This is a genomic window from Streptomyces sp. NBC_00461, assembly GCF_036013935.1.
Lineage (GTDB): Bacteria > Actinomycetota > Actinomycetes > Streptomycetales > Streptomycetaceae > Streptomyces.
In genome coordinates this window covers 4,160,260-4,176,665 of record NZ_CP107902.1, presented here as the reverse complement: position 1 = coordinate 4,176,665, position 16,406 = coordinate 4,160,260, and the positions used below count along the sequence as shown (strand labels likewise).

Below are 16,406 nucleotides of genomic sequence, written 5' to 3'. Positions count from 1 at the left end.
CCCCGCCGGGCTGATCACCCCTGCTCTGACCCCACGACCTGACCGGGAGTACGCCCACGTGGCCACGTTCCTCTACAAACTCGGCCGGCTCGCCTTCAGGCGACGCCATTTCGTCGCCCTGATATGGGTGGCGCTGCTGACCCTCGCCGGAGTCGGCGCGGCCAGCGCCCCCGCCGCGGGCTCGACCTCCTTCTCGATCCCCGGCACGGAGGCCCAGAAGGCCTTCGACCTGCTGGAACAGCGTTTCCCGGGGATGAGCGCCGACGGCGCGACCGCGCGCGTCGTGTTCAAGGCGCCCGCCGGCGAGAGGATGACCGACGCCGACAACAAGGCGACCGTCGAGAAGACGGTGAAGGAGCTGGGCGACGGCTCCGAGGTCGTCTCCGTCACCGACCCCTACCAGGCGCACGCCGTCAGCAAGGACGGCACGGTCGCCTACACGTCGGTGAAGTACAAGGTCTCCGGCATGGAGCTGAAGGACGCCTCACGGGACGCCCTGGAGGACGCCGGGAAGGATGCGCGGAAGGCCGGGCTGACCGTCGAGATCGGCGGTGACGCGCTGCAGGCCGGGGCCGAGCCGGGTGCGGCCGGCGAGATCGTCGGCCTCGCCATCGCCGCGGTCGTGCTGGTCATCACCCTGGGCTCGCTGGTCGCGGCCGGACTGCCGCTGCTCACCGCGATCATCGGGGTCGGTATCGGCGTCTCCACCATCACCGCCCTCGCCAAGACGCTCGACCTCGGTGACACCACATCCACGCTGGCCCTGATGATCGGTCTCGCGGTCGGCATCGACTACGCGCTGTTCATCGTCTCCCGCTACCGCAGCGAGCTCGCCGAGGGGCGTTCTCGCGAGGAAGCGGTCGGCCGGGCCACCGGCACGGCCGGCTCGGCGGTGGTCTTCGCGGGTCTCACGGTCGTGATCGCCCTGGCCGGCCTCGCGGTCGTCAACGTCCCGATGCTGACGAAGATGGGCCTCGCGGCGGCGGGCACGGTCGTCGTGGCCGTCCTCATCGCGCTGACCATGGTCCCGGCGCTCCTCGGATACGCGGGCAAGCGGGTCAAGGCGGCGGGCGTGAAGCGCGGCCAGCGCGGCGCCGTCGGCGACGACGGCACGTCAGGGAAGCCGGCCAGGCCCGGCCTGGGCGCCCGCTGGGCGAGCTTCGTCATCCGCCGCCCGGCCGCCGTGCTGCTGCTCGGTGTGGTCGGCCTCGGGACGATCGCCGTCCCGGCCTCCCACCTGGAACTGGGCCTGCCCGACGACGGCTCGCAGCCGACGTCCACGACTCAGCGCCGGGCCTACGACCTGCTCTCGGAGGGCTTCGGCCCCGGCTTCAACGGGCCGCTGATGATGGTCGTCGACGCCAAGGGCAGCGACGCCCCCAAGGCCGCGGCCACCACGGTGACCGACCGGATCAAGGGCCTGAAGGACGTCGGGACGGTGACCCCGGCGATGTTCAACAAGGCCGGCGACACCGCGACGATCACCGTGATCCCGTCGTCCAAGCCGTCCTCGGTGCAGACCGAGGACCTGGTGCACGCCATCCGTGACAAGGGCGCCGACATCAGGGCGGACACCGGTGCGAAGGTGCTGGTCACCGGCACCACGGCGATGAACATCGACTTCTCCCAGAAGCTCAACGACGCGTTGATCCCGTATCTGGGCCTGGTGGTGGGCCTCGCCTTCCTCCTCCTGATCGCGGTCTTCCGCTCCGTCCTGGTCCCGCTGAAGGCGGCCCTCGGCTTCCTGCTCAGCGTGCTCGCCGCGCTCGGCGCCGTGGTCGCGGTCTTCCAGTGGGGCTGGCTCGGCGGACTGATCGGGGTCGAGCAGACCGGCCCGATCATGTCGATGATGCCGATCTTCATGGTGGGCGTGGTCTTCGGTCTCGCGATGGACTACGAGGTGTTCCTGGTGACCCGCATGCGGGAGGCGTACGTCCACGGTGAGTCGCCGGCCCAGGCCATCGTGACCGGCTTCCGGCACAGCGCACGGGTCGTGGCCGCCGCCGCGGCCATCATGATCGCCGTCTTCGGCGGCTTCATCACCTCCGGCGAGTCCATGATCAAGATGATCGGCTTCGGTCTCGCGATCGCGGTGTTCTTCGACGCGTTCGTCGTCCGGATGGCGATCGTCCCGGCGGTGCTGGCGCTGCTCGGCAAGAAGGCCTGGTGGCTGCCGAAGTGGCTGGACCGGGCCGTGCCCAACGTGGACGTCGAGGGCGAGGGGCTGAAGTCCCTGGGCGACGGAGGTTCCAAGGAAGCGGACCCGGACGAGGACCGGGAGCTGGTGCGGGCCTGAGGGTCCCGGCTCCGGGCGCGGCCTTCCGAACGCCGTGGTGCAGTGCGCTGGTGCAGTGCGCTACACCCCGGCTTCGGGAGGCCGCTCCCTCGTTGCGGCAGGCGCCGAACGGGATCGTTGAGGACAGATCGCGGGACGTCCCCGCAGCCCCCTCCCGTAAGGACCACGCCATGCGCTCCCCCTTCGCCGCCGTCAGGAAAATCGCCGCCGAACTGCTCCTGTGGACCTTCTTCGCCGGCGGCCTCGCCGCGAGCACGGGCCGCGGGGCAGGTCCTCGACGGCACGCAGAAGGACATCGCCAGTGGCGCCGGGGCGGTCGTCGCACTGCTCGCCGGCTCACGCATCGCGAAGAAGCCGAAGATCAAGGTGTTCCTGGGTCGGCCCGGCACGCCGTGGTTCCTGTTCCTCTTCAACGGCGCCACCGCCGCGGCCCTGTACGTCACGATGGACGGCGTGAAGGGCATCCTCGCCTCCGCGATGATGGGCCTGGTCTCCCTGCGCGCCGCGGGCGGACTGGTGACGGGACGCCGCAAGGGCGCGCGGACACGGACCGGGCAGTGGCCGGCACCGCAGACGCCCTGGACCTGACGGCACTCGCCGCCCGGGCCGCGGAACTCGGTCGCCTGCCCCGTACACACACCGCTAGCGTGCCGTGCATGACGACCCCCGATGCCAGCGACAGCTCCAGCTCCGGAGCGAACCCCCGTTTCGCCGCCGCCCTGCGCGAGCTGGGGCTCGGCGAACTGCTAGGCCGCATCCGCCGCTTCCCGGACGCGACACGGACCGCCGCGGAGGCCGCCGCCGCGATCGGGTGCGAGCTGAGCGAGATCTGCAAGTCGCTGATCTTCGCGGCGGACGGGGTGCCGGTGCTGGTGCTGATGGACGGGGCCTCGCGGGTGGACCTGGAGCGGGTCCGGACGGAACTCGGCGCCGAGAAGGTGACACGGGCCAAGGCGGATGTCGTACGGGAGACGACCGGGTACGCCATCGGCGGCGTACCGCCCTTCGGGCACCGTACGAAGACGCGGGTGCTGGCCGATCGGTCGCTGCTCGAGCACGACGTGGTGTGGGCCGCGGCCGGCAATCCGCACGCGGTGTTCCCCATGGAACCCAAGGAGCTTGTCGCCCACGCCGGTGCCGCACTCGTGGACGTGCGCGAGCGCACCCCGTGACGCCGCTTGTCGCCGCCGCGGTCCTGTTCGCCGCGGTCACGCACGCCAGCTGGAACGCGATCGCCCACCGGATCACCGACAAGCTGGTCGGCTTCACGCTGATCGCCGGCGGCGGCATGCTCATCGGGCTGCTCATGGTGCCGTTCGTGCCGTTCCCGGCGTCAGGTGCCTGGCCGTGTCTCGGCCTCTCGGCCGTCATCCACGTCGCGTACTACGTCCTGCTCATGCGGTCCTTCCGGCTCGGTGACTTCGGGCAGGCGTACCCGATCGCACGCGGTACCGCGCCCCTGGTGGTCACGCTCCTCGCCGCGGTCTTCGCCCACGAGGTGCCGAACGGCTGGGCGGCCGCGGGGATCGCCCTGTCCTGCGCGGGGCTGACCGGCGTGGCCCTGTGGGGGCTGCGGGGACGCCGGCCGAACTGGGCCGCGATCGGCGCCGCACTCGCCACCGGCCTGACCATCGCCGCCTACACGGTCGTGGACGGTCTGGGCGTACGGGCGTCCGGCTCCTCCCTCGGCTACATCGCCTGGCTGATGGCCGTCGAGGGCGTGGCGATCCCGGCGTACGCCCTCACCCGCATGCGGGGCGAACTCCTCACCGCCCTAAGGCCGTTCGCCGCCCTCGGCCTGCTCGGCGCGGCCCTGTCGGTGCTCGCGTACGGCCTCGTCCTGTGGGCCCAGACCAAGGCGGAACTCGCACCGATCGCCGCGTTGCGCGAGTCGTCGATCATCGTGGGTGCGGCGATCGGTGCCGTCTTCTTCAAGGAGCGGTTCGGGGCGCCGAGGATCGCGGCGGCCGGGCTGCTGGTGGTCGGCATCGGGCTGATGCTGCACGCCAGTTAGCGGTCCGGCAAAGGGTGTCGCCTGTCTGACGCGCGGCCGTCAGGAGGACCGGTTCCCGCAGGACCGATGGCCCGAGGACCGATAGGCGGGCCGGCAGTGGTGCGTGCGGCCGTGTCGAGGAGCACTCTGGAAGCAGGTCTTCCGGAGGTGATCGTCATGATGCACACCGCAGTGGGATGGCATGTCGAGCTGGAGTTCCAGGAGGACGAGACGCACACGCGGGCGGTCGCGATGGTGCGGCTGCCCGACGGGACCGAGGTACGGGCACACGGTCACGCGAGCCGCCACCACACCGACGCGCGGCAGCCGAGGGTGGGTGAGGAGATCGCCGGCGCGCGGGCACTGAACGAGCTCGCGATGCAGATGCTCGCCAAGGCGCACGGCGAGATCGACTCGGCGTCCGGGCGGACCTCGCACTCGATCAACGTCTAGAGGTCGTCCAGAGGTCGTCCATAGCCCGTCCAGAGGGACTGGCGTACCGCCCGTACCAGCGCCTGTGCCCGCGGATCCGCCGTCACGCTCTTCCTGAAGCCGTTCGTCACATAGCCGAAGGCGATGCCGGATTCGGGGTCGGCGAAGCCGAGGGCGCCGCCGCGGCCGGGATGGCCGAAGGAGGTGGGTGCGAGGAGCGGGGAGGCCGTTCCGTGCAGCATGTAGCCGAGGCCGAACCGGGTGTTCACCACGAGCACCCGGTCCGCTCCAGCACTGCGTTCGCCGCGTGCCAGTTCCATCGTCTCCGGCGTGAACAGGCGTGTCCCGCCGTCCACTTCGCCGATCAGCGAGGCGTAGAAGCGCGCCAGCCCCTCCGCCGTCGCGATGCCGTTGGAGGCGGGGAGGGCGGCGGCGCGGTAGGCGGCGTCGTTCTCGTCGGGCAGAGGGGTGATCGCGGCGAAGGCGCGACGGGTGAGGGACGTCCGGTCCGCGTAGGCGTCGGCGACCGCGCGTTTGGGGCGCGTCTTCAGGCCGCCCGGCTCCGCAGGTGGCTCCACCTGGGCCACCCGGCCCACGCGTGAGACCTCGGACCGCGGCAGCCCGAGCCACAGGTCCGCGCCGATCCGGCCCGCGATCTCGTCCGCGATCCACTCGCCGATGTCCCGCCCGGTGACCCGCCGCACCAGCTCGCCCGTCAGCCAGCTGTACGTCTGCGCGTGGTACCCGTGGCCCGTGCCGGGCTCCCACACCGGCGCCTGTGCGGCGACCGCCTCGGCGCCCAGAGCGGGGTCCGCGGCCTGGGTGGGCGTCAGCGGGCGGTCCAGCACGGGCACGCCCGCCCGGTGCGCGAGCAGGTGCCACACCCGCGTCCGCTCCTTGCCCGCCGCCTTGAACTCCGGCCAGTGATCGCCGACGGGCGCGTCCAGGTCCAGCTCCCCGCGCTGGCACAGCAGCAGGAGTACGGCGGCGGCGACGCCCTTGGTCGCCGAGCGCACGATCTGCGCGGTGCCCTGCTGCCACGGCTCGGCATCGACGGCATCGACGGCACCGTCTACGTTCTTCGTGCCGCCCCACAGGTCGACGACCTTGTGCCCGTCCCGGTAGACGGCGACGGCCGCGCCCCGGTCTCCGAGCACCTCGAAGTTCCGCGCGAACGCTTCCCTGACCGGCTCGAAGCCCTCGGCCACCGCACCGTTCACGTCCACGCCCGTACTTCCTTCCGGCTCACCTGCGACTGTGGGAGCAACGCCCCTGCACAGCCTGCGATTCCCCGGTGTCGCTAGCCCAACAGGATCGTTACGTCGATGTTGCCGCGCGTCGCGTTCGAGTACGGGCACACCTCGTGCGCCGCGTCCACGAGCTTCGCCGCGACATCGGCGTCCAGCACGGGCAGCGAGACGCTGAGGGCGACCGCGAGGCCGTAGCCGCGCTGCCCGTTCGGGCCGATGCCGACCTTCGCGGCGACGGTGGAGCCGGTGAGGTCGAAGCCGAAACGGCGGCCGACCAGCACCAGCGCGTTGTGGAAGCAGGAGCTGTACCCGGCGGCGAAGAGCTGCTCCGGGTTGGTGCCGTTCCCGTCGCCGCCGAGCGCCCGGGGCATCGCGACCTTCAGCTCGATCTGGCCGTCCTGGCTGGTGACGTAGCCGTCCCGGCCGCCATGTGCGGTCGCCTCGGCGACGTACATGATTTTCGTCGGCCGGGTGTCGACGGTGGTGTCGTCACTCATGGCTGCCCCCCAGAACGAGTGCGCGCAAATACATCGTGCACAAGGTACTGGCCGGTATGGATGCTGCTGTTACCAGGGGGTAGCAACCGCGGGTAACGCGAGATCAGCGCTTCGCCGCGGCTTCGGCCCGCGCCGCCAGCCGCCACAGCTCCTCGCGCAGACGCGCGACCTCCGGCGCGTCGAGCCCGGTCGCCGCGAGCAGCGCCCCCGGTACGCACGCCGCGCGCTCCCGCAGTTCCTCCCCGCGCCCCGTACACGCGACGAGTACCGAGCGCTCGTCGTGTGCCGCGCGCTCCCGGCGCACCAGCCCCGCCGACTCCAGCCGCTTCAGCAGCGGCGACAGCGTGCCGTAGTCGAGCCGCAGCGCCGCCGCCAGCTCCTTGACCGTGCTCTCGCCGCGCTCCCACAGGACGAGCAGGACCAGGTACTGCGGATAGGTGAGGCCGAGTTCGTCGAGGAGCGGGCGGTAGGAGGACGTCACCGCGCGCTGGGCCGCGTACAGCGCGAAGCACAACTGGTCGTCGAGCAGCAGTGAGGCCGCCGTATGGTCCTCGTTCGTCACGCGCCCATTGTCACGGACCGCGGGTCGAAACCGAAGGGCAGCTCCAGGCGGTGGGCGCGCATCAGGTCCTCGTCGGCCAGCAGCTCGGCCGTCCTGCCGTCCGCCGCGATCACGCCCTCGCTGAGGATCAGGGAGCGGGGGCACAGCTCAAGGGCGTACGGCAGGTCGTGGGTGACCATGAGGACGGTGACGTCCAACGAGCGCAGGATGTCGGCCAGTTCGCGACGGGAAGCCGGGTCGAGGTTGGAGGAGGGCTCGTCCAGCACGAGGATCTCCGGCTCCATCGCGAGCACGGTCGCCACCGCCACCCGGCGCCGCTGCCCGAAGGAGAGGTGGTGCGGGGGCCGGCCCTTGAACTCCGCCATGCCCACCCGGGCCAGTGCCCGGTCGACCCGCTCCTCCAGCTCCGGGCCCTTCAGCCCGGCCGCGGCAGGGCCGAACGCCACGTCCTCGCGGACCGTCGGCATGAACAGCTGGTCGTCCGGGTCCTGGAAGACGATGCCGACCCGGCGCCGGATCTCGGCCATGTGCTGCTTGCCCACGGGCAGTCCGGCGACGTGCACCGAGCCCGCGCCGCCGGTCAGGATGCCGTTGAGGTGGAGCACGAGGGTCGTCTTGCCGGCGCCGTTCGGCCCGAGCAGCGCGACCCGCTCGCCCCGCCCGATGGAGAAGTCCACGCCGAACAGGGCCTGGTGGCCGTCGGGGTAGGCGAAGGCGAGGCCCGAGACCTCCAGGGAAGCAGCACAGTCAGTAGTCACAGGGTCCATCCCAGCAGGCAGACGACGAGGGCGGCGCAGGGGAGCGCGAGGGCGTACGACCACTGCGCCCGGGACGCGGTCACCTCGTCGATCACCGGCATCGAACCGGCGTAACCGCGGCTGACCATGGCAAGGTGCACGCGCTCCCCGCGCTCGTAGGAGCGGATGAACAGGGCGCCGGCCGACTTCGCCAGCACGCCCCAGTGCCGCACGCCGCGCGCCTCGAAGCCCCGCGACTCCCGGGCGATCCGCATCCGCCGCATCTCGTCCGTGATGACGTCGCCGTAGCGGATCATGAAGGACGCGATCTGCACGAGCAGCGGCGGGAGCTTCAACCGCTGCAGTCCCAGCAGGAGTTCGCGCAGCTCCGTGGTGGAGGCGAGCAGCACCGAGGCGGCGACGCCCAGCGTGCCCTTGGCGAGCACGTTCCACGCGCCCCACAGGCCGTTCACGCTCAGCGACAGGCCCAGGACGTCCACCCGATCGCCCTCCGCCACGAACGGCATCAGCACCGCGAACGCGACGAACGGCACCTCGATCAGCAACCGCCTCAACAGGAAACCGGCGGGCACGCGCGCGTGGTACGCGACCACCGCGAGCAACACGGCGTACAGGCCGAAGGCCCACATCGCCTCCCGTGGTGTCGACACCACGACCACCACGAACGCGAACGCCGCCGCCAGCTTGGTGTGCGGCGGCAGGGCGTGCACGGGCGAGTGCCCGTGCCGGTAGAGCTTGTGCGCGTGCCCGGCGCCCATGTCAGACGGCGCTCGTGCTGGTGGGAGACACGTCGGCGGTACGACGCCGGCGCACCGCCCAGAACACCGCGCTGCCCGCGACGACGGTCACACCGACGCCGATCACGCCCGCGAGGCCGCCGGACAGCCGGGCGTCGGACACGTCCTTGACGCCGTAGCCGGCGAGCGGGGAGTCGGACGACGTGTGCTTCTCGGTCCTGCTGTCGATGCCCTTGTCGTGGGCGACCTTCTCCAGGCCGTCGGGGTTGGCCGAGGCGTAGAAGCTGACGAACCCGGCGAGGACGAGAGAGGTGACCAGGCCGGTGATCCACAGCCCTCGACGGGAGGTGCGCGCCGCGACGGGCGCGGAGCTCGCGGGCACGGCGGGCACGTCTACGAGTGCGCCGTCCACGCGCAGCTTGAGCTTCTGCTCCAGGCCGCGCGCGCCGTACACGAGATCCGGACGTACGGCGACGACCGCGCCGACGGTCAGCGCCGTGATGACCGCCTCGCCGATGCCGATCAGGACGTGCACACCGATCATCGCGGTGGCGACCTTGCCGATGGCGATGTCGGTGGTGCCGCCGATCGCGTAGATGAGGGTGAAGGCGCAGGCGGCGGCCGGCACGGACAGGAGCGCGGCGACGAAGGAGGCGAAAGTGATCGAGCGCCGCCTGCGGGGCAGCACCTTCACCAGGCCGCGGAAGACGGCGTATCCGACGACCGTCGTGACGATCGCCATGTCGGTGATGTTCACGCCGAGCGCGGTCAGGCCGCCGTCCGCGAAGAGGATGCCCTGCATGAGCAGGACGACGGACACGCACAGAACCCCGGTAAAGGGGCCGACGAGGATCGCCGCGAGCGCGCCGCCCAGCAGATGGCCGCTGGTCCCCGCCGCGACGGGGAAGTTCAGCATCTGCACGGCGAAGATGAACGCCGCCACGAGGCCGGCCAGCGGAGCCGTGCGCTCGTCGAGCTCGCGGCGCGCGCCGCGCAGGCTCACGGCGATGGCACCCGCGGCGGCGACACCGGTCACGGCGGAGAGGGGAGCGTTGATGAATCCGTCGGGCACATGCACCGTTCGATGATAGTGGCTTGTTGCGAACTCCTTGCAAGAGCGAGTGCCTCGTGCACTGTTCCCGGCGCAGGTGAGTTGTTCTGCGTCAGGGGGCGTGATTCGGAAAATATGGGACATTAGAGAAGGGTGGACGCACAGCTTCCACACAGATCACGCAGCGTGAGAGGTCCGTCACGATGGCTGTAGTCGAACAGTACGCACGAGCCCACATCGTCACGGACGCTGTCATCCCCGACGACGAGACGATCCCCGTCGTCCTGCGCTACGACCCCGACACCGACCCGCGCTCGGTACGGGTGGGCCTCCCCGGGACTCATGAGTGGACGTTCTCGCGCTCGCTCCTGGAACAGGGCCTGCGCGCCCCGGCCGGCAGCGGAGAGGTTCGCGTATGGCCGTGCGGGAGGGTGCAGGCCGTGGTCGAGTTCCATTCGGCGCAGGGCGTCTCGGTGGTGCAGTTCGAGACCAAGTCCCTGCTGCGGTTCCTGCGCCGCACCTACATGGCGGCCGCGCCCGTCACCCGCTGATCAGCCGCTGACCGCTGATCAGCCGCCCATCCTCAGCAGTGCCGCCACGATCGGACCCGCAGTGTCACCGCCGTGGCCGCCCGCCTGGACCACGCCCGCGGCCACGAGGTCGCCGCGGAACGCCGTGAACCAGCCGTTGGGCTTCTTCTGGCCGTCGACCTCCGCCGAACCCGTCTTCGCGCCGTAGTTCGGGCCGAGGCCCGCCATCGCCTTGGACGCCGTGCCGTACGCCGCCGTGTACTGCATGACGTCCTTCAGCTCGGCCTGCGTCTTCGACGACATCGTGCGCGAGGCCTTGGCCAGCGTGCGGTGGTCCACGCTCGGGGAGACCAGATACGGCTGGTGGAAGGTGCCCGACTCCACGGTGGACGCCACCGACGCCATGTTCAGCGGGTTCATGCGGACACCGCCCTGCCCGATCAGGGAGGCGCCCATCTGCGCGCCGCTCTGCACCGGGACCGCGCCGTCGAAGGTCGGGACACCGATGGCCCAGTTGTTCATGCCGAGGCCGTAGACCTGCTGGGCCTCCTGCGTGAGGTCGCTGTTGGACAGTTTCGGCGCGAAGTTGATGAAGGCGTTGTTGCAGGAGGCCCCGAAGGCCAGCTTGAACGTGCCCTTCTTGATCTCCGAGTCGTCGTCGTTGTGGAACGTCCAGCCGGCGAGCTTGTACGTCTTGGGGCACGGGTGCGACTCGTCGGGGTGGACGAGGTCCTTCTCGAAGAGCATCGTCGACGTCACGATCTTCATCGTGGAGCCCGGCGCCAGGGAGCCCTGGAAGGCGACGTTGAAGCCGTGGGAGGTGTTGGCGACGGCCAGGATCTCGCCGGTCGAGGGGCGCATCACGACCGCGGACGCCTTCGCCTGCTTGGCCACCTGCTGCTCGGCGGCCGCCTGCAGCGTCGGGCTGAGCGTCGTCTTCACCGAGCCGGGCGTGCCCTTGCTCAGGGCCAGCAGCGTCTTGTCGGAGTACTTGGCCTTCTCGGACGCCTTGCCGCGCAGTACGCGCAGTTCGATGCCCGCCTTGCCGCCGGCGATCTTGCCGTACTTCTCCCGCAGTCCGTCCAGGACCGGGCCCAGTGACGGGTACTTGGCGGCCGTCAGCTCGCCGCCGTCGCGGTCGTACGCCTTGACCGGGGGCGTACCGGACTCGCCGGTGACCAGGGTGTCGCCGTCCCTGAGGTCGGGGTGCACGACGGAGGCGTGCCAGTCGACGTACGGCTTGCCGTCCGTTTTGCTGCGCACGACCGTCAGCGAACTGTCGTACGCGAGCGGCTTCTTGGTGTCCTTGTACGACACCGTGCCCTTGACGGAGAAGGGGACCTTGTCGCCGGTGCGGGTGCCCTCGGTGAGTGTGACGCCCGTGATGTGGGCGTCCTTGGTGTAGCCGGTCAGCAGGGCGGTGGCCGCCGCCGAGTCGTTCGTGACGGCGGCCGCCTTCGTCACCTTGCCCTGCTGCCAGGCCGCCAGGAAGCCCTGGGCCGCCGTCTTCACCTCGGTCGCGGACAGCGGACCGGTCTTGATGTCCTTGTGGTCGGCGCCCGCGGACGACGTCGACGTCCGGTCGTCGGCCGCCGCCCCGCCGCCGTACAGCGCGTAGGCGGCGAAGCCGGCGCCGCCGATCACCACGGCGATCATCCCGCCGACCACGGCGGGTTTGGTCTTCCGTCGCTCGGCGACGCGCCTTCTGTTGCCCACTGCTCCCGATCCTCCGCAGATCCCAGGGTCCCCGTTGCCCCCAACCATCCCAACGACGCCAACAGCCTAGAGTCCCGTCCTGTACGGGTGACTTCAGCCGCCACTCCGTAGCACAGCTGCGACAATCGGGCCGGCCGCGTCGATGCCGTGGCCGCCGTCCTGGGTCATGGCCGCGGCGGCGATGTCATTGCGGTAACCCGTGAACCAGCTGTTGGACTTGGACTGCCCGTCGACCTCGGCGGAACCGGTCTTCGCGCCGACGGTGCCGCTCAGGCCCGCCATCACGCCGGCTGCCGTGCCGCTGGTGGCGGTGCGGTTCATCATCGCCCGCAGCTGGGCGACCGTACCCGCGGGCAGCCCCTGGGCGGTGGCGAGTTCGCGGTCGTCGAGCTTCGGCGAGACGATGACCGGCTGCCGGAAGCCGCCCGTCATCGCGGTCGCCGTCACCGACGCCATGTTCAGCGGGCTCAGCTGCACCTGGCCCTGGCCGATCATGTTCGCCGCCGTGTCCGGGCCGCCGGAGGCCGGGACCGAGCCGTCGAAGGACGGGATGCCGGTCTTCCAGTTGTCCCTGCCGAGACCGAAGCGGTTCTCCGCCTCGTTCGTGAGGGAGTCCACCTTCACCTCGTCCGCGTACTTCACGAACGCCGTGTTGCAGGAGCGGGCGAAGCTCTCGGAGAGGGTGGCCTTCTCGTTCGGCTGCATGCGCTTGAGGTTGTGGAAGGTCTGGCTCTGCCACACCGCCTTGTTCGGGCAGGGAGCCGGGCCGTTCATGCTGGTGATGCCGTTGTCTATGAGCGTGGCCGCGCTGATGATCTTCATCGTGGAGCCGGGGGCCAGCTTGCCCAGGAACGCGGCGTTGAAGCCGTCGTCACGGTGGTTGGCGACCGCCAGCACCTCACCCGTGCTCGGCTTGACGGCCACCACGGACGACTCGGCGTACTTCTTCACCGCCGTCTCGGCCGCCGCCTGAGCGCTCGCGCTCAGCGTGGTCCGAAGCTTGCCCGGCTTGCCCTTGGCCAGCGTGAGCAGCGTCGTGTCGGCCGAGCCCTCGGCCTCGTGCCGGATGGACAGCTCCTCACCGGGCGTACCGCCCGAGGTCTCGCCGTACTTGGCACGCAGTTCGTCGAGGATCGGGCCCAGCGACGGGTACTTCTCCTTGGTCAGTACGGCGCCGCCCCGGTCCACGGCCTCGATCTCGGGGTTCGCCGACTCACCGGTGACCAGCGTGTCGCCCTTCTGCAGCTGGGGATGGACGACGGACGGCTGCCAGTCGACCAGCGCCCGGCCGGTGGTCCTGCCCCGCACCACCGTCAGCTCGCTCTTGTACGTGAGGGGCTTGGACCTGCCCTCGTACGACACCGTCGCCTTGACCGTGAAAGGGACCGTGGCGCCGCTCGCGGTGCCCGGCGTGATCTTCACGCCGGTGATGTGCGCGTCCTGGCCGTAGGCGGTCAGCAGCGGACCGGCCGCCGCGTCGTTGTTCGTGTACGTCGCCGCCTCGGCCGCCTTCCCCCGCTCCCAGGCCGTGAAGAACTTCGCCGACGCCTGCTTGATCTCGCCGCTGCTGGGCGGCCCGGTCCGCTCCGGCGCCGGTCCGCTCGACCCCGAGCCTCCGCCGTCGCCGTTCAGCGCGGACACGATGTTGAAGGCGCCGTAGCCGGCACCGCCGACCATCACGGCGAACACGCTGCCGATGACAGCGGTTCTGACCCCCCTGCCCATGGTTCTCCTCCCCGTACCCCGTTGTGTGGTGTGCGGGATCCTCTCCGAACCTTTTCTGAACGTGTTCAAGAAGGATCCCGCACGGGCACACTACGCGGCGGAGGTGTCGGATGGGGCGTGAGTTTCCCGATTGATGCGGCTCGCCGGAGAGCCGCCGAAAGGCCTCACCGGAATCCGGCCGCCTCCACCAGGCTGTTCACCGCACTCACGACGGGGGCGCCCACCTCGCCGACCAGGGCGGCGATTCCGGCGATCGAGGCCAGCGCCCCGCGCAGCCGTCCCCGGTCCTGTGTCGAGCCGGCGCGGAGCACCTCGACGGAGGTGTCGAGGGTCTGGCGATCGCTCGCGGGGACCTGTCCGCGCAGTGCCAGCGCCGCCTCGATCAGCTGCTCCAGTGCCGCCTGCGGGCTCACGGCGCCCTGGTTCTTGATGATGCCGATGTTGCGGTCCCCCCACTGCATCACCGAGTCGCCGCTCATGTGGTCACCTTTCCGACGTTGTGGTCGCCGTACTGGTAGATGCTGTCGCCGCTGATGTTGTACGTCGGCATCTGGTAGTGGAACTGGACCTCGGGGTTGTCCATCGCCTCCATGAGCTGGTGGAAGAGCTGGTCCATCAGCTTCTTGTCGTCGCTGGTCAGCGCGGTCTGCGGAGTCCCCGACGTGGTGATCTGCAGGACGTAAAGCGTCGGCGCCTCCAGTACTTTCTGCAGTTCGAGCCAGCCGCGGAGGGCGAGGCCGAGCGCGACGAGGACGATCACGATGCCGACCACCGCCGACGCCCCCATGAGCCCGAGGCCGAAGAGCAGCACGACGGCCTGGATGATCGCGCCCTTGATGAACTTCGACCGGGCCGCGGCGCGATTGGGTACCAGTTCCCGCATCGACGTGCGCGCGATGTTGCGCAGCGGATAGGTGTCAGACCCGATCCACAGAGCACCCTTGCTGACGTGCACGTCGGTGATGTCGCGCGAATACGACATGCGTCACTTCCCCCCTGTTTTTCCGAAAGAGGAGTAGACGGTATTGAATTTCCGGGTGTGGAAATTGCATAAGATATGAAGTGGCGTTTTTTGACCGTATTCCAGTCGAATGTGGCTACACCCAGGTGTCCAGCCACATCCTGGAACGCCAGTCGTCGACCGGGATCGCCGTGCCGGTGTACAGCGGCCAGAAGTAGATGAAGTTCCAGGCGATCAGCAGGACCAGGACGCCCGCGCCCGTCGCCCCGGCCACCCTGCGGGTCTCGCTGGAGCCGGGCGGGCCGATCACCGCGCCGAGCAGCATCGCCACCGCCAGACACAGGAACGGCACGAAGACGACGGCGTAGAAGAAGAAGATCGTCCGCTCCTGGTACAGGAACCAGGGCAGATAGCCGGCCGCGATGCCGCAGGCGATGGCGCCCGCGCGCCAGTCGCGGCGCAGCAGCCAGCGGTAGAGGACGTAGAGGATCGCGAAGCAGGCCACCCACCACAGCAGCGGTGTGCCGATCGCGAGGACCTCACGGGCGCACTTCTGGCCCGCGTCGGCGGGACAGCCGTCCTGGCCGGCCGAGGGGGACTCGTAGAAGTACGAGACCGGGCGGCCGTCGACGATCCAGCTCCACGGGTTGGACATGTAGGTGTGCGGCGAATGCAGGCCGACGTGGAACTTGTAGACCTCGTGCTCGTAGTGCCACAGGCTGCGCCACCAGTCGGGGAACAGCCAGGTCCAGCTGCCGCCCTTGCCGTCGGTGGCGGCCCAGTTGCGGAAGTAGCCGCCCGAGCCGTTCGCGGGGGAGAGGATCCAGCCGGTCCAGGACAGGAGGTAGGTCGCGATCGCGACCGGGACCGTGGCCAGGAACGTGATGCCCGTGTCGCGCTTGAGCACCGCGCCGTACGGGTGCCGGGCGCCCGCCACCTTGCGCGAGCCGACGTCCCACAGGACCGCCATCACGCAGAAGGCGATCAGGATGTACAGGCCGTTCCACTTGGTGCCGATGGCCAGGCCCAGCATCAGGCCGGCCAGCCAGCGCCAGGGGCGCCATCCCAGACGGGTGGTCTCGGCGATGTGCGGATCCGGGCGGACATGGCCGTCGGCGTCCGGCAGGAGCGCGGCCGCGAGTTTCTCCCGCGCCCTGTCACGGTCGATGACCAGACAGCCGAACGCCGCGAGCACGAAGAACATCAGCACGCCGTCGAGCAGCGAGGTACGGCTCATCACGAAGGCGAGGCCGTCCACCGCCATCAGCCCGCCGGCCAGACAGCCGAGGAAGGTCGAGCGGAAGATACGGCGCCCGATACGGCACAGCATCAGGACCGACAGCGTCCCGAGCAGCGCCGTCATGAACCGCCAGCCGAAGGGGTCGAACCCGAAGAGCAGCTCGCCGAGCCCGATGACGTACTTACCGACCGGCGGATGCACGACGTACGCCGCGTCCGTCGGGATCGGGACGTGGCCGTTCGTGGAGAGGATCAGATCATTGGCGTCCTTGTCCCAGTTGACCTCGAAGCCGCGGTGGACGAGCGCCCACGCGTCCTTGGCGTAGTACGTCTCGTCGAATATCACCGCCTTCGGGCTGCCCAGGTGCCAGAACCGCATCACACCCGCCATCAGCGTCACCAGCAGCGGACCGCCCCAGCCCGACCAGCGCGCGATCCGCTCGGCGAGCGCCTTCGGCACGCCCAGGACCTGCCACAACCGCGGGCTGGGCTGCACGTACGACGGCACCAGGCGCTCGCGCACATCGCTTCTCGGCCCCGCCGTGTATCCGAAACGGCGCAGCCGCTGCTGCCACGACGGCGGCTGGTCGTGCGGGGTCTGGCCTTGCCGGGTGTCCGGGGAGGACGCGGTACTGGTCACCGCGCCATCGTAGGGAACG

General features: G+C 70.2%; 17 protein-coding genes. 6 read left to right on the top strand and 11 right to left on the bottom strand.

From position 1 onward, the window contains the following. Positions 1–58: 58 nt before the first annotated feature. From OG870_RS19505 to OG870_RS19485, 5 genes are all read left to right on the top strand, one after another. The gene (locus tag OG870_RS19505) at positions 59–2,296 is read left to right on the top strand and encodes an MMPL family transporter (RefSeq protein ID WP_266583919.1); all 2,238 of its coding nucleotides are present in this window, start codon (positions 59–61) and stop codon (positions 2,294–2,296) included. A 366-nt stretch (positions 2,297–2,662) separates the two neighbouring features. After that, positions 2,663–2,884, top strand: coding sequence for a hypothetical protein (locus OG870_RS19500; RefSeq protein ID WP_327691185.1), 222 nt, complete (start codon positions 2,663–2,665; stop codon positions 2,882–2,884). A gap of 68 nt (positions 2,885–2,952) precedes the next feature. Further along, positions 2,953–3,468: a YbaK/EbsC family protein gene (locus tag OG870_RS19495; RefSeq protein ID WP_266515925.1), complete on the top strand. Its 516-nt coding sequence runs from the start codon at positions 2,953–2,955 to the stop codon at positions 3,466–3,468. Beyond that, positions 3,465–4,310 carry a DMT family transporter gene (locus OG870_RS19490; RefSeq protein ID WP_327691184.1) on the top strand — a complete coding sequence of 282 codons (846 nt, stop codon included), beginning with the start codon at positions 3,465–3,467 and terminating at the stop codon, positions 4,308–4,310. The genes OG870_RS19495 and OG870_RS19490 overlap by 4 nt, the downstream gene beginning before the upstream one ends. A gap of 156 nt (positions 4,311–4,466) precedes the next feature. Then, positions 4,467–4,742, top strand: a complete 276-nt coding sequence (locus tag OG870_RS19485; RefSeq protein WP_266515920.1) for a DUF1876 domain-containing protein — start codon at positions 4,467–4,469, stop codon at positions 4,740–4,742. On the opposite strand, the gene OG870_RS19480 is transcribed toward OG870_RS19485, so the two are convergent. The 6 genes from OG870_RS19480 to OG870_RS19455 form a co-directional block, all read right to left on the bottom strand. After that, a complete protein-coding gene (locus OG870_RS19480; protein ID WP_266583925.1) occupies positions 4,739–5,947 on the bottom strand; it encodes a serine hydrolase domain-containing protein in 1,209 nt (402 codons plus the stop codon). The two genes, OG870_RS19485 and OG870_RS19480, sit on opposite strands and share 4 nt — an antisense overlap. Positions 5,948–6,021: 74 nt before the next feature. Then, positions 6,022–6,468, bottom strand: a complete 447-nt coding sequence (locus tag OG870_RS19475; RefSeq protein ID WP_266583927.1) for an organic hydroperoxide resistance protein — start codon at positions 6,466–6,468, stop codon at positions 6,022–6,024. A 103-nt stretch (positions 6,469–6,571) separates the two neighbouring features. Next, a complete protein-coding gene (locus OG870_RS19470) occupies positions 6,572–7,030 on the bottom strand; it encodes a MarR family winged helix-turn-helix transcriptional regulator (RefSeq protein ID WP_266515912.1) in 459 nt (152 codons plus the stop codon). Beyond that, the gene (locus tag OG870_RS19465; RefSeq protein ID WP_266515909.1) at positions 7,027–7,797 is read right to left on the bottom strand and encodes an energy-coupling factor ABC transporter ATP-binding protein; all 771 of its coding nucleotides are present in this window, start codon (positions 7,795–7,797) and stop codon (positions 7,027–7,029) included. The genes OG870_RS19470 and OG870_RS19465 overlap by 4 nt, the downstream gene beginning before the upstream one ends. Next, positions 7,785–8,546: a cobalt ECF transporter T component CbiQ gene (cbiQ, locus tag OG870_RS19460; protein ID WP_266515906.1), complete on the bottom strand. Its 762-nt coding sequence runs from the start codon at positions 8,544–8,546 to the stop codon at positions 7,785–7,787. Before cbiQ ends, OG870_RS19465 begins: the two co-directional genes overlap by 13 nt. Position 8,547: 1 nt before the next feature. Continuing rightward, positions 8,548–9,603, bottom strand: a complete 1,056-nt coding sequence (locus OG870_RS19455; protein ID WP_327691182.1) for an energy-coupling factor ABC transporter permease — start codon at positions 9,601–9,603, stop codon at positions 8,548–8,550. Positions 9,604–9,779: 176 nt separating this feature from the next. Between OG870_RS19455 and OG870_RS19450 the strand changes: the two genes are divergently transcribed. After that, positions 9,780–10,127, top strand: a complete 348-nt coding sequence (locus OG870_RS19450) for an SsgA family sporulation/cell division regulator (protein ID WP_266515901.1) — start codon at positions 9,780–9,782, stop codon at positions 10,125–10,127. Between the two features lie 18 nt (positions 10,128–10,145). Here OG870_RS19450 and OG870_RS19445 read toward each other — a convergent pair whose 3' ends face one another. The 5 genes from OG870_RS19445 to OG870_RS19425 form a co-directional block, all read right to left on the bottom strand. Then, positions 10,146–11,822, bottom strand: coding sequence for a penicillin-binding transpeptidase domain-containing protein (locus OG870_RS19445; protein WP_327691181.1), 1,677 nt, complete (start codon positions 11,820–11,822; stop codon positions 10,146–10,148). Positions 11,823–11,915: 93 nt separating this feature from the next. Continuing rightward, a complete protein-coding gene (locus tag OG870_RS19440) occupies positions 11,916–13,547 on the bottom strand; it encodes a penicillin-binding transpeptidase domain-containing protein (RefSeq protein WP_327691180.1) in 1,632 nt (543 codons plus the stop codon). Positions 13,548–13,711: 164 nt separating this feature from the next. Next, complete coding sequence (locus tag OG870_RS19435; protein WP_327691179.1) at positions 13,712–14,026, bottom strand: hypothetical protein; 315 nt, start codon at positions 14,024–14,026, stop codon at positions 13,712–13,714. Continuing rightward, positions 14,023–14,529: a DUF6232 family protein gene (locus OG870_RS19430; protein ID WP_266515890.1), complete on the bottom strand. Its 507-nt coding sequence runs from the start codon at positions 14,527–14,529 to the stop codon at positions 14,023–14,025. Before OG870_RS19430 ends, OG870_RS19435 begins: the two co-directional genes overlap by 4 nt. A gap of 115 nt (positions 14,530–14,644) precedes the next feature. Next, the gene (locus OG870_RS19425; RefSeq protein WP_266840012.1) at positions 14,645–16,387 is read right to left on the bottom strand and encodes a dolichyl-phosphate-mannose--protein mannosyltransferase; all 1,743 of its coding nucleotides are present in this window, start codon (positions 16,385–16,387) and stop codon (positions 14,645–14,647) included. Between the last annotated feature and the right edge of the window lie 19 nt (positions 16,388–16,406).